The organism is uncultured Gimesia sp. (genome assembly GCF_937910335.1).
GTDB lineage: Bacteria > Planctomycetota > Planctomycetia > Planctomycetales > Planctomycetaceae > Gimesia.
Genome location: NZ_CALEMX010000146.1, coordinates 1 through 13,980, shown reverse-complemented (window position 1 = coordinate 13,980; position 13,980 = coordinate 1). Strand labels below are relative to the sequence as shown.

The 13,980-nt window shown below is 48.1% G+C and carries 7 protein-coding genes; 2 read left to right on the top strand and 5 right to left on the bottom strand.

All coding sequences use genetic code 11. From position 1 onward, the window contains the following. Position 1: 1 nt before the first annotated feature. The gene (locus Q0668_RS05815; protein ID WP_298861202.1) at positions 2-1,396 is read right to left on the bottom strand and encodes a Gfo/Idh/MocA family oxidoreductase; all 1,395 of its coding nucleotides are present in this window, start codon (positions 1,394-1,396) and stop codon (positions 2-4) included. A 383-nt stretch (positions 1,397-1,779) separates the two neighbouring features. Here Q0668_RS05815 and Q0668_RS05810 point away from each other — a divergent pair, with 383 nt between their 5' ends. Together Q0668_RS05810 and Q0668_RS05805 are read left to right on the top strand one after the other, a co-directional pair. Further along, the gene (locus Q0668_RS05810) at positions 1,780-2,412 is read left to right on the top strand and encodes a hypothetical protein (RefSeq protein ID WP_298861200.1); all 633 of its coding nucleotides are present in this window, start codon (positions 1,780-1,782) and stop codon (positions 2,410-2,412) included. Positions 2,413-2,613: 201 nt separating this feature from the next. Continuing rightward, positions 2,614-5,931 (top strand): TIR domain-containing protein, encoded by a 3,318-nt coding sequence (locus Q0668_RS05805; RefSeq protein WP_298861195.1) that lies wholly within the window; start codon positions 2,614-2,616, stop codon positions 5,929-5,931. 42 nt (positions 5,932-5,973) lie between these two features. On the opposite strand, the gene Q0668_RS05800 is transcribed toward Q0668_RS05805, so the two are convergent. The 4 genes from Q0668_RS05800 to Q0668_RS05785 all read right to left on the bottom strand — a co-directional run bounded on the left by Q0668_RS05800 (position 5,974) and on the right by Q0668_RS05785 (position 13,870). Further along, on the bottom strand, positions 5,974-6,750 hold the full coding sequence (locus tag Q0668_RS05800) for a DUF1559 domain-containing protein (protein WP_298861192.1): 777 nt from the start codon (positions 6,748-6,750) through the stop codon (positions 5,974-5,976). Positions 6,751-7,694: 944 nt separating this feature from the next. After that, a complete protein-coding gene (locus tag Q0668_RS05795; RefSeq protein ID WP_298861189.1) occupies positions 7,695-8,456 on the bottom strand; it encodes a hypothetical protein in 762 nt (253 codons plus the stop codon). A gap of 171 nt (positions 8,457-8,627) precedes the next feature. Further along, a complete protein-coding gene (locus Q0668_RS05790) occupies positions 8,628-12,332 on the bottom strand; it encodes an FG-GAP-like repeat-containing protein (protein ID WP_298861186.1) in 3,705 nt (1,234 codons plus the stop codon). 197 nt (positions 12,333-12,529) lie between these two features. Beyond that, the gene (locus tag Q0668_RS05785; protein ID WP_298861184.1) at positions 12,530-13,870 is read right to left on the bottom strand and encodes a DUF1501 domain-containing protein; all 1,341 of its coding nucleotides are present in this window, start codon (positions 13,868-13,870) and stop codon (positions 12,530-12,532) included. Positions 13,871-13,980 lie beyond the last annotated feature (110 nt).

The following is a 13,980-nucleotide window of genomic DNA, read 5'->3' as shown; positions in this document are numbered from 1 at the left end:
TTCAGATATTCCAGGGCTCGCGATAGGGGCGTTGCAGCATCTGGTTGGCTTCGTCATCACCGATGAACTGTTCTTTCTTTGGATTCCACTTTAGTTTTCGTTTCAGCCGCATGGCGATGTTGCCGAGATGGCAAATGCTGGCTGTGGAATGTCCGGCTTCTACGGGTTCAATGGGATCTTTCCGCGATTTGACACTGTCAATGAAGTTCTGGTAATGATTGTTGCTGACGGGTAGATGAATTTCCTCGGCTGTGATGACCGAATTCTTGATGGCATCGGAGGATGCTTCCACCTCTCTCATATTATTGACACTGAACTGCACCCAGCCTTCGGTTCCCTCGATGCGGGCTCCGAAGCCGGGATCCTGCGTGCGACAGATAAACTCGATCCCGTTGGCGTAGCGTGCGCGGAAGTCGGTTTTCATGGCCGTGGTGTAAAGATGCCCTTTTGGCGGCCAGACGACCCCTGGTTGATGCTCGAATTCCACCGGACCAGTACCATCCATGCCGAGCGCCCATTGAATGATATCGGTTGAATGGGCGCCCGTATTTGTCACCTGCCCCCCGGAATAATCGAGATGAAAACGGAAACGGTACAGGCAGCGGTCGATGTGATAGGGGGCCAGGGGTGCAGGGCCGAGCCACATGTCATAATCAAAGCCAGCGGGTACGGGCATTTCCTTCCAGCCCGGTTCTGGTCCGGCACCGCTGCCGTTGATAATAGAAACGACTCGTTTCACCTTACCGATTCGTCCATTGCGTACCAATTCACACATACGACGTACGACTTTATTCGAACGATACTGAGAGCCGGTCTGCAAGATCCGATTGTGCTTGCGAACCGCTTTGATCATCTGCTGACCATCGTGGACTGTGAGTGACATGGGCTTTTGGCAATAAACGTCTTTCCCGGCTTCGCAGGCCTTCTTGGTTGCTAATGCGTGCCAATGATCGGGCAGCGTAACCATGACGGCGTCGACATCATCGCGTGCCAGGACATCGCGAAAGTCACTGTAAGCATCGCATCCCTGATATTTTCCCGAACGCGTTTTTTTGGCATAGTACTCATTCACCTTTTTCTGAGCGGGTTCGCGTCCCAGAAAATGTTCTTTTCGTGCATAGCCACCACTGGCTTTGTTGACATCGCAGACGGCGACCACCTGGGCATCAGCGAGCCGCAACATGCCTGGTAAATCGGCACGACTTTGATTTCCACAACCAATCTGGGCCACGTTGATACGGTTACTGGGAGCATTCGCACCAAACACAGAACTGGGAACGATGATCGGCGCCACAAAGGCGGTACTGGCGGCTGCACCGGCGGCTGCGATGAAGTCACGCCGCGTCAGCTTGTTGCTCTTGTTTTGAGGGGTGGAACGGGAATCGTTGTTTTGCATATCGTTATACTCTCTTAGAGGTTGAGTCTAGAGGCGGTCAAAGTTTGGATCCTGGCCCGAATCAACGGGCACTTTCATAATACCACTTCCTGCATCGTATATGATATCAAAAATCAGTCATCCCTAACAGTTTTTAGGGATAATGAGTTAGTTTTTTCTCTGTATCGATTAAGTATTTTAGTAACCACGAAAGACACGAAATTCACGAAAAAAAAATGTTGCCTAGAAACTGAGTAAGATAATATGAGCTGTGTTGAATTCGAATGGGGATGACCTTTTTATAGTAAGTGAACTATATTTTTAAAAATGTGTCACCAGCGTCATGTTGTAGTATTGTATCTAAATCAACTTCTCTTAAGTTGCGCAAAGGGAGACTTTTTTACATGGCCATTCCTAAGAAGGGTAGCCGCACCCTGACAGTTGACGGAGTCCAATATCGCTGGGTGGTTTCGATTCACGACAATTCCGTCAACCTCGTGGTGGAACTTATGAAGGAACCCGGACAACGGCTACTTGCGTATTTCGAATGTCGTGATCTCTATATACGGGGTGACGATGATCAATGGCGATTTCATTCTCAAAAACAATGCATACGCCCAGCCCACGTTGTACGCATTATTAACCACGCTCTACGTGAAGGATGGGAACCGTCCGTCAAACCTGGGAAACAATTTGTCGTAAGAGATGCGGCTAAAGTGGCATTGACGATCGACGCGGAACTAATCAATTCTCAGTCGGTTGACCATGATTCTAAAGCTGCACACATCAAAGAGATCGCACAGGATTTCCTGGAATCTTATATGGGTCTTTCTTTGTGTATGGATTACGCAATGCATGATCAAATTATGGATTCCGAACCGAAAGTGCAAATTCCAATTGAGGACCATAACATGCAGCGGCTGGGCCTGACATTTTCCGTTTTCAAGGACTCATTATCGCCCGACGGAAGATTAGTAATCACGCTACAATGCAACGAATTTCCTGACATCTCCGATAATTTCTGGTGGATGATGTAACAAAGACGCATCAAATGTATGCTCACCTGGTTTTCAATGCACACGCACCACATCTCATAACTCAATCAGCCAAGGCGCCTTCCTTTAAAAAGTTGCCACTCTTGGCAAAAGTGAAGCCTCGGCGTAAGATCAGACTATACTGAGCCTTGAAGCTTCTCCGACAAAAATACCCTTAACCTGCGAAACCGAAGGTAAGACCAGATGTCTGATTCCAGCAAACGCCAATCCTCTTATCATGCGCAGAATTTGAAGAAAGAATACCTGGCTTTTATCAGTTACCGTCACTTGGATAATCAGCAATATGGACGACAGTGGGCGACCTGGCTACATCAATCCATCGAGAGCTATGAGGTACCAGAAGACCTTGTTGGCTTTGAAAACGAGCTGGGCTTTCAGATACCCGAAACATTGTATCCCATCTTCCGGGATGAGGATGAATTGCCTGCAGATGCCGATCTGGCTAAGTCGGTCATTTCTGCACTGGAACGATCATCTTATCTGATCGTTATTTGTTCTCCGAGATCGGTAACGAGCGAATATGTCTGTGCAGAGATCGCCTATTTCAAAAAGATAGGCAGGTCTGATCGCATCTTATCGGTGATGATTGAGGGAGAACCCAATGCCAGTTGGGACAGCGGTAAGCACAAGGCAGGGTTCAAACCGGAGCAGGAATGTCTCCCGCTTCCTTTGCGTCACCCCGTTGATGCACGGGGCGAAATCGATCAGTCGAAACATGCCGAGCCGATTGCTGCAGATTTTCGGTTGATGCCCGGCGGTCAACAGGGATGGACAACTCCCGCGGCATATCGCGAAGCACTTCAAAACCTAAACGAACACACGAGCCAGGAGATCACAGAGAAAGTCAATGCGTATCAAAAGGAGTTGGTCCATGGATTATACAAGGTACTGGCGGGAGTAATGGGTGTTCCACTTAGAACTTTGACGCAGCGAGACAAGGCTTATCAACTGAAAAAAGAGCGCCGGAGAGCCAAGGTGTTACGACGATGGCTCACTGCAATTGTAATATTCGCTGTCGTCGCCATCGTTAGTGGAATAGTCGCCTGGGAGCAGCGTGGTATTGCGAAACAGAATGAACTAACTGCACAAAAGAAAACGAAACAAGTCGAACTAGAGAAAGCCAAAGTAGAACGAGAAAAAGCAAAAGTCATCGTTTCCGAGAAGGCCACACAGAAACAATTGGCAATCGCAGAGAGCAACCTTGGCGTGGTCTTTGCCTCAAAAGCCGAGAGGGCTTTGGAACAACAGGAATACAACTCAGCCCATCTGTATGCGTTACAGTCACTGAGAAAGCTTGATCCCGAAACGGAAGAATCTACAAGAGCGAAAATGGTCGGCCTCACAATGAGTCACTCGATTTTTCCAACTATTTTTCAAGCAATCAATGTTATAGATTTTCGCAAGTCGACATACAGTGTTGCGGTTTCTCCTGATGGAAGGTTGATTGCCTGGGGAGCGCCTGACGATACCATTCGTTTATGGAGCGTAATTTATGGAGTACAGATACGGGTCCTGAAAGGACATACCGATGATGTCAGAAGCATTGCCTTTTCCCCCGATGGTTTGACGATTGTTTCGGGAGCCTTAGACCAAACCGTCCGGCTGTGGAACGTGGCGACTGGAAAACAGAAAACCGTATTGAAAGGGCATTCGGGAGGCGTGTTCAGCGTTTCATTCTCGCCCGATGGTAAGACGATTGTTTCGGGAGCTAAGTCAGCTGATTTTGAATTAGAACCAGAGACCATGCGTTTATGGGATGTGGCAAGCGGAAAACAAAAGCAAGTTTTTGCGGGATATGACGGAGATATCTTTGGCGTTGCATTTTCTCCCGATAGTAAGACGATCGTTGTCGGAGCACGTAATGGTACTGTCTGTATATTGGACGTATCGAGTTTCAACAAAAAAATCATATTGAAAGGACACACCGGATCGGTAGGAAGTGTGTCGTTTTCGCCCGATGGACACAAGGTGGTTTCAGGAGCATCCGACAATACGATTCGGCTATGGGATGTAAGTAGCGCAAAGCAGAAAACGGTATTGAAAGGGCACACAGGTCAAGTGGAAAGTGTCGCATTTTCTCCCGATGGAAAGACAATCGTTTCGGGAGCAAGAGACAATACCGTCCGCTTATGGGATGTTGCAAGCGAAACGCAGAAGGCTGTCCTGACAGGCCATTTGAGTCACGTATATGCTGTGTCGTATTCCCTCGATGGGCAGACGATTGTTTCAGGGGCATCTGATGGGACCATCCGGATGTGGGATGTCAGTTTTGAAAAACAGAAATCCACTCTGGAGGGTCATAGCAGCTATGTGAACTGTGTCGCGTTTTCGCTCGATGGCCGATTCGTTGTTTCTGGTTCAATTGATAGTACCGTCCGACTTTGGGATCTAGTCACCGGAAAACAGAAAGCCGTATTGAAAGGACATTCTGGAGGCGTGTTCAGCGTTTCGTTCTCCCCCGATGGCAAAACGATTGTTTCGGGAGCAGGAGATAAGACCGTCCGGCTCTGGGATGTGGCTACTGGAAAAGAGAAAGCCGAATTGAAGGGACACACGGATGTTGTGGAAAGTGTCGCATTTTCTCCAGACAGTACGATAATCGTTTCGGGATCACGAGACAAGACAGTCTGCTTGTGGGATGTTGAAAGTAAAACACAGAAAGCTGTCCTGGCAAAGCATCGGAGTTCGGTAGAAAATGTGGAGTTTTCTTCTGATGGTCGGTCGATTATTTCGAGATCTAAATTTGGGACCGTTCGGTTGTGGGATGTCGGAACTCAGAAGCAAGATATTATTTGGGACAAGTATACTGTCGATAATCTCCTTGCATTTTCACCTGATGGCCAAACGAGTGCTTTAGGCATGATTGACTATACCGTTGTGCTGCGAAATGTAGAAAACGGAAAACAGAAGGCTGTCTTAACAGGACACACACAATTTGTAACTACTGTAGCATTCTCACTCGATGGCAGGACCATTGTTTCTGGGGCGTCCGACGACTCAGTGCGTTTGTGGAATGTGCAGACGGGGAAACAGAAAGCCGTTCTGGAGGGGCATACCGATGGTGTCAACAGCGTAGCGTTCTCTGCCGACGGTAAGACGATTGCATCGGGTTCGGATGACAATTCGATTCGCACTTGGAGATACAACGACTATTTAGACAGATTGCCGACAGAACAAGAAATTGCAGACGCTCAAAACCGCTTGGGGTTGAAGTTAGAAAAGGTTGATATTGTGCCCGCAGATATTCCAACAGCGAAATTACACGGGCGTCCTTTCTCATCGCCGCGGTGGCCAGTCACACATCCGTTTCATTGGATTTTACGCGCCGAAGCGAAGGATGCCAACGCAATGACACAATTGGGACTTTGTTATGATCGCAATAGCGAGAATGATAAGGCACTCAAATGGTGTCAAAAAGCAGCAGACGCCGGGGACGCATACGGCAAGGAGCGGTTGGCTTTTTTGAAGCAATGGTTGAAGGACCAACCTAACCAGAAATAGGGCAAATTGAAGTCTTTGTTGATGAAATCAGGGATGTGCGCTCTAGAAGTCGTTTGGTGAGATTGTTTCTCCGCCGTTGGGGGTGCTGAGGGCTTTTAGAACTTTGGGATCGATATTTTTATTCAGAAGTTTGCCGCTGCCATCTGCGAAGATGACTACAACCCCATTAGCTGATGGGCTGCCAAAACTGTCTGGGCCGCCGTTAAGTCCTTTCGCGGGATCTCGCATGTTAGTAGCTGATCCCCAGGCGGGAAAGTTCGCGTTGATTTCGCCAAGGAGTATTGTGTACGTCATCCCATCTGCTAAAGAAATACCGGAGAGACTGGAATTATTGTTGAGGCCCATTACTCGTGAATTAGCCGTGTAATGAGACAGGGCATAACCTTTCGAATTGAATGTCTGGCCTTGAATACCGGGATTGAGAAAACTGGGAAGACTGGTTTTAAATACGGTTTCGTTTTCAGGATCATTCCACGGTTTTTTATGATTGATCTGTTTTGAGAGTTCGACCTGATTTAGATAAGGAAGAATCGCGGTCACCCAACCGTGCTGTGGATTCCCCTGCTGGTCTGTTGTGCCACCCATTGGCAAATTGGAGAGCGCACCAGAACTGTAATTGATAGTTGCTAAACCTATATTTCTTAAATTATTGAGTGAGTGAATATTTAAATCTTTGCTGGTTGAAAGACTTCTCAGAAAAACAGCAAAAGCCACAAATAATACAATGCTCAACAAAACAGGACTGTTTTCTACAATCCTTGATCGCATTGATGGCTGCCCTTTCGTATCGGTCGTGACAGGGGGTGAGGGCTCGTTCATTTTAGGCTGCTCTTTTATGTTTTTGATTTTCCAATCCCGGTCTGGTTATGATTTTCTAATCCTGGGTATGTATTTGTCAGATCACAGTCAGCAGTTCATTTCTCAAGACGCTTCAATTATACAGCAAAAGTCACTTTGGACAAGAAATTCCTGAAAACATCCCCTGCTCTTTCTACCAGTTCCGGATTTTCATCTGCGGGGTGATTATTGTTATAGGGTAGAATCTTTTCCTGTGTGAATTGTCGCGCCTGTTTTGGATAGTGACTTTTTACTTGTGACGAACGGTGGCCAGGTAGTGTTTATTTAATCGTTTTGAGGATCATTCTCAAGAAAGACACCTTTAATGAGATCGGTATTAACCGCGGCTAATGCCTTGCGGCTGATCTTGTTTTTGATCATTAGCCGAATGGCGTTAGCCACGGTTACTCTCAAGTTGCAAAGAACTATTAGAAATAATAAACACTACCTGGCGCCGATCCGCTCAATTTTAGCTCATTGTCAGTCAGGGAATGTCTGGTATGTGGTATCTGGAATACTTACTGTTGAACTTGTTCTCACGCTACGGGAGCGTGCGTTGTTTGACTGGTTCTGATTTTCGTGATGGTCATGAGTGTGTCAATGTTTTTTTATTGCGCGAAGAGTGTTTGATGGGCGCCGATACGTGGTTGAAACGTGTCGATAGGTGGTTGATAAGCGACCGAACGCGTTCGATAAGTGGTGCTCATCTGGAACGAGTTCAAGAGATGTTGACGTCCACTTTTCTGAAACGAGGGACTTTAATAGTGTCGTTTTTGAATGGCTGGTGTTTTCAGCAGTGGATATTTCTCTCACTCGCGCGCGACGCTTATAACGCATATTCGCGAAGCGCGAGACGCTGTCAAGTTCATTTTATGCAGTGCTCATATCACCGGTCTGTCTGGTGCGGAAGCGTTTCAGGAACGCGATTATTTGGCTGGTTTCAACAGGTCGGTGATTTTTTTCTCGGGATCAATCGAGAAGATGGTTTTGGCATGCGGGTCGGCGACGAGAATGTTTTTTCCCTGCAATGTGATGCCGACCGGATTTTTGAAAGGCTCACCGGAGATCCATTTTTCTGTTTTTCCATCGGGTGTGACTTTCCAGAGTGCTTTCTCATAGCCGTCGGTGACGATCGCGGTTCCGTCTTCGAGGAGGACGACATCGTGAGGAAAATTGAAGGGGCGGCCTTTGACGATCACCGAGATTTTTCCGTCCGGTGTGACTTTCAAAAGCTGATCTGCGGTGCCGGAAACGACCCAGAGGTTCTCAGCCTGATCGAGGGCCAACCCACGGGGCGCGCTGACTTTAGCGAACAATGTTGGTTTGCCTCCGGCTGCTGGCACTTTCCAGATTTGATGCAGTTCGAGATCGGAAACGAACAAGTCGCCGGATTTTGTGACGACGACATCCATGGGAATGCCGATGCCCCCTTTGGTGAGTGGCATAGGTTCCGCGCCTGGTTTTTCGAAACGATAGACTTCGCGCGTCGACGAATCGCCGGCGAGTACGCGACCCTGGGGGTCGACGGTAACACAGCGGACGGCGTTCAGAGGCGTGCGGAAGACTTTCGAGCCGGTGAAGTAGCTGGTGGCTTTACCTTTCTCGATACTCCAGATTCCCGGCAGCTTGCGATCGGCGACATAGACGGGGCCTTTGTCGGCAGACGCTACGGACAGGGGGTATAACATCTCGGCTGCCTGGAGGATATTTGTGGAACAGAGAAACGTGAGTACTAAAATACTCGAACAACTTCGAAAGAAAAATTGCATTGTAAGGAGTACCTGATGATGAAACGGAAATAAAAAGACTAGAAATTAGTTTATCGAAAACCGCGGGCAATTGCACTCAAGAAATGTGGCTTAGGGTTTTTGCAGATGATTCCAGAAGCGGTGACTGTTTTGTCGACGTGTATGATAATGCTGCTGATCCTGCTGCAAAAGCTTTTCGTCAGGATATTCCCGGGTCGGATAGGGATAGCCGGGCATCTCCTGAAATGGGAGTGGTTCGACGGATTGCCCTAGAATCGTATGCAGATTGGCGTCTTTGTCCCAGCCGATGTTGTGGAGAATGAAGTCACGTTTCCAGCCGGGTTTGAGTGGTATTTCTGGGGATGAAAAGCGGAGTTGCATTTCATCTCCTGCTCCAAGAATGACGAGTCGATTGTCGGCTGATTCGACGAGCGGTTTGACATCGCCATAACGGGTAAAGTGCCCCTGCATGGGGGGCCATTGAATGGTGTTTGAGAGGCTATGATAATCGTAACGTTCGGGACCATTTCCGGGATGAATTTGGGGAGTGGAAAATCCGCGATAGTTCAAGGTCGCGGATTCCAGTGGCGATGGTTGCGTGGTCCATTCATCGGCTGTTTCATTCACGGTGAAAAAGACCTGGTCCCAATAGAATTCCATATTGGTTTCGATGCGGACGCGATAATCGTTTGTCAGAAACTGGTCTTTCAAATCCACGACGATCGTTTTCGTTTTGCCGCCGGGAAATCCCATGAAGGGTTGAATGACTTTCCAGTTTCCGTTCTTATCGGGAACAGAAAGTGAAGGAGGTTGCGCAGAAGGCATTGACGGATTTTCCGATAGCGCCAGGTTGATGCCGGTATCAGTGGGATAGAGCCAACCGGTGAGAAACAGTTTGATCCGCGGCGTTGTTTTCGCGGTCTTTACTGCCTGCGTATTCAGGTCCAGTTCCAGAGCATGATTTTCGGTGAGACCCTGTCGATATTTTTCGTCGAATGTCTTTGCATAAATGTCGTCAGCGTCTTTGATCTCTGGCAATACATCCCGCTTCCGATGATTAACTGCAGCGCGGGGCATTAGTGGATGTCGAACTACATGTATATCAAACTCTGCCAGATCGGGGGGACCTACTTTTTCGTTAGTGAAGACATCTACTTCTGCCGGGTGGTCGACGGCGATCAGTTCTACCAGATCGAAGTAGCCGGCTTCCCAAAGTTCTTCGGTGATCCGCAGTTCATAGAAACCATCTTTTGCTTTTAAACGGTCTCCCTCAATTTTGAGAAATTCCCAATCACGACAGGGCGCGACGATGCCTTTTCCAAACTGCAAACCGATGGGAGCCGCCCAGAGGAGATCGGTATGAAAGGCAAATTTTTCGCCGTCCCAGGTATAAAGGTAAGGACAGGAGCCCATGAGCGTTTGCTTTTCATAAATGCGCTGATCAGATTTCGCGTTGATGATATTCATGGGGATGCCATTCGTCCACAAAACGCGAATCGCTTCGGCGACCGTTTGTTTTCCCAAACCGAAATGTGTTGATTGCCCGGCGACGATCTGCGGTTGATAGATCGCACCGCTGCGCAGTTCTAAGAGACTGCCAATGCCGTAATGATTCACGCGTCCGCTGGCTGATTTGACTTCTCCTTTGACTTGCTCTGCGCGGAGTGAGACATCGATCCAGTGATAGTCATTACCCTTGTTTTGCCAATGGATGAGTTCATTATCCGCAAGTGCGATCAGATCGAGACTGCCATCCTGATTCAAATCATGCAGGAGAAATTTTCGAATTGGTTTTGAATAGGCGAGAACCTGATCTTTCCGATAGGCGGTCTGTTCTGCATTTATTTCAGATGTACCCAGACAGAGTTGCAGTCCCTTGGGACTTGAGGCGACGACATCGAGTACGCCGTCATTATTCAAGTCGCCGGTCTGTAAAACAGCCCCTTCAGCGTTGACGGGTTCTGACCCTTTCAGCGGTTGGACAGATTTAATCTGCACGCTGCCCGGCGATGGTCGATTCGTCTCTGCCAGCATTAATGTCGTTTCACTGACTCCTATCAAATCCCAGGAACCATTTCGATCAAAGTCTGTCAGTTGACATTCTTCAAACTGATTGATGGCTGCCTGCGGTTCTTCTGCGTTGAATTGTCTCCAACGAAATCGACCGTGGCGCAGATTTTCCAGATAACCTGACTGCTTCGATTGACGACTGGACAGAATGAGATCGAGATCGACGTCACGATCCCAGTCGACGCGGATGATGGAGGTCACGCCTAGATCAACGGGAGGCAACTGAGAATTGGCACTGATGTTCTGAAAGGAGAAATCGCCTCGATTCGACCAGAGTGAAAGGCCTTTGGATGTGGAAGCTATCAGATCCAGATCGCCATCATGATCCAGATCGGTAAAATTGAGCGCCAGAATATCGTTCAACGATTCCAGCGTATTTTTTTGAGCTTTCACAACCAGCGATCGTTTACCGGTTTTAGAATTCCATTGATTTTCAAATACTTTAAGTCCTGATTTGCCAGCCAATACGAGATCCAAATCGGCATCGCGAGAGGGAGAAATCGGAAAGACCTTTTGTTCTATTTTCTCGGTGGTTGCAGACTGATTGAGTTGTTGAATATCAGCATCGAGATCAACGACAAAAACCTGCGAATAATCACCGACATAGTCTTGCTGTACGAAAAGTTCCCAGGCATTGGCTGCATTTCGACTGAAGACGGAGACCTGCTGACTACTGAGCAGAATCAAATCTGGTTTGCCATCGAGGTTGAAATCGTCGATCTGAAAATCTCTAATTTCAGTTGAGGGTGCTTTGCTGAAGAGTGGCGGCCTGACTTCGTCGAATTCTACCGATAACGGTTGCCCTTGATCGGGCCATTTGACGGCGGCGTAAAACGCAGGTGGGAAATCGTGAATCACAAACTCCAGCGGATTCTGTTCTACTCGCCGACGATCACTCTTCACCAGATCTTCGGCGATCAACACGTTTCTGAGGATGCGTGCGTTTCGGATCACCGTATTCCATTTTTCACCCTTTACTGCAGTCAAAGAGTCATCGATCAATTTGTTCAAATCCAGTCGCGTATGATCTTTAACGCTGACTGCTAACGGGCCTGCTAACTGTTTGACTTTTTCGAATACAGGGGTTGCCTGATTGGTTTTCTGCTGTGTTACGATCTGCAGATAATCGAGCGCCAGAAACAGATTGTCCGGTTGCAGTTCCCAAGCGTTTTTCAATGACACGTTCGCTTCCGTCTGGGCGTCGGGTTTTTGAATCTGTTTTTGTACCTGCGAAATTTCAAACCAGATCACTGCATTTTTCGGATCCAATTCCATCGCTTTTTGCAACGCTGCCAATGCCCGAGGATGATCGCTGAGCGCTGTGTAAATACGTGATGAGAGGATGTAGCTGATTTCGGATTCGGGTGCGATTTGAATTAATTGGTCAACAGTGGCGATTGCCTGTTTCGTTAACTCCTGCCCTGCCTTTTGATCGGAGACCTTTTCGGCCGAGAGCTGCAGCAAGCGACAGACTGTTAAATTACGAAAGCCAATCACTTCATTGGGTAATCCTTCCATTAAACGCTTTAACAGGGGATCGCTGTCTTGATAACGTTCGTTTTCCAGGTAAGCAATGCCTTCATTTTTATAGCGCAGTAATTCGTTGGCTTTTTCGTAGGAGATTGACTGAAACTCAGCCAGCCCGTTTGCAGGAGGTGGTTGTTCCACCGTTGAAAACAGGATCAGCATTCCCAGAAAGAGGACCACAGCCACGATGATGGCGATATGAGATGAGCGGTACGACATGGAACCAACCTTATTTCGAAATCTATAGCAAGAACCCTTCCTTTAAGGATACACTTCCTGCCAGCAGATGTCAGCCAACCTGTGGGCCGTTTGCGAGTAGAAGCCCACTGAATTATTCATTTCAGGAAAATAAAAAAGGATGACTGGAAATCAGCCATCCTTTATTTAGATGAATCGGAAACGATGTGAACTTTTGCTTAACCAAAGAGTTCACGCACGGGTTGTCCCATATCGGTAATTGGTACAGGGCGATCGCCGGAATGCAGTTCTTCGGAAGGATCAATGCCCAGCGCACAATAGATGGTCGCATGCAGATCGGGAACAGAGACCGGACGGGAGACAATCGATTGCCCGAGTTCATCGGTCACGCCAATCGTTTTTCCATTTTGTAAACCGCCACCCGCCAGTACGACGCTGAAGGCTTTGGACTGATGACCGCGGCCGCCGCCTGAATCGAACTTGGCAGGACGCCCAAATTCGGATGCAACGACGATTAATGTTTTGTCTAGCAGCTTATTTTGTTCCAGGTCGAGTACCAGAGCGGACAATGCCGAATCGAGCTCTTTAATCAACAGGTATTGATTGAGTTGTCCGTCATTGTGAGTATCCCAACCGGTGCCGTTCACAAAATTCAGGTTATGCGAGACTTCGATAAACCGCACGCCGGACTGAATCAACCGACGTGACAACAGACAGCGTTGTCCAAATTCGCCGCCGTATCCAGTTCGCAATTCACTCTTTTCGTTATCCAGTTGGAATACTTTCATGAACTCGGGACCGGACAGGCGGAGTGCTTCGGCAACCGATTCGTCATAATCCTGTATCGTTTGCCCACCAAAGCTTTTCTGCCGATATTCTGCTCTCACCTTTGCAAGCAAGCGTTCGCGTCGATCTTGCCGACTCTGACTGACGCGGGAAGATCTCGTGAAACCGCTAGGGCCTGCATGCGTATCTGTCAGATAGACATAGCCGGCTTTACTGCCCAGAAAACCGGGACCGCGGGTGACATTAGGATATCCGATTAAAACATAAGCGGGTGCATGCTCGCTGGCGGCGCCTCTTTGATGGGCGACGACAGAACCAACGGAAGGATAAGTAATCGTTCCCGTAGTAGGTCGGCCGGTATGCATGCGGTTCGTTGCGGCGGCATGTTCGTCGATCACTTCATGATGCACGCTGCGGACAATATTGAATCGATCCAGGATGGGCGCACACTTGGAAAGATGCTGACAAACTTCTGTTCCCTTAATCGCAGTTGGAATGGGATCATAATAGGAACCGGCTTTTTTGGCTTTCGGATCGCCTTTGATTTTGGGGTCCCAGGTATCGATGTGACAGGAGCCGCCTCCCAGCCAGACCATGATACAATGCTCTGCTTTTCCTACGGGCATAGGAAGTTTTTTGGTTCCATGTTTTTTGGCCCCGTGTTTTTCGGCAGCCAGAAGCTGTTGCCAGGGAGTCCCCAAAGCGGATGCTGCCAAACCTGAGACAGAGGCCTGTCGTAAAAAATCGCGGCGTGTGGAATGAAAATCGTGCATGATTTACTCTTATTATTGTGAGTTTAAAATGTAGTAATATTTTTCTTGATTTCTGGTATGTTGATTTTCCGCACTAAGGAACAAACACAAATTCCGGTGAATTCAAGAGT

Coding starts and splice junctions, on each gene's coding strand:
- Q0668_RS05810 (WP_298861200.1), top strand. CDS start 1,780: ATGGCCATTCCTAAGAAGGGTAGCCGCACCCTGACAGTTGACGGAGTC.
- Q0668_RS05805 (WP_298861195.1), top strand. CDS start 2,614: ATGTCTGATTCCAGCAAACGCCAATCCTCTTATCATGCGCAGAATTTG.
- Q0668_RS05785 (WP_298861184.1), bottom strand. CDS start 13,870: ATGCACGATTTTCATTCCACACGCCGCGATTTTTTACGACAGGCCTCT.
- Q0668_RS05790 (WP_298861186.1), bottom strand. CDS start 12,332: ATGTCGTACCGCTCATCTCATATCGCCATCATCGTGGCTGTGGTCCTC.
- Q0668_RS05800 (WP_298861192.1), bottom strand. CDS start 6,750: ATGAACGAGCCCTCACCCCCTGTCACGACCGATACGAAAGGGCAGCCA.
- Q0668_RS05815 (WP_298861202.1), bottom strand. CDS start 1,396: ATGCAAAACAACGATTCCCGTTCCACCCCTCAAAACAAGAGCAACAAG.
- Q0668_RS05795 (WP_298861189.1), bottom strand. CDS start 8,456: ATGTTATACCCCCTGTCCGTAGCGTCTGCCGACAAAGGCCCCGTCTAT.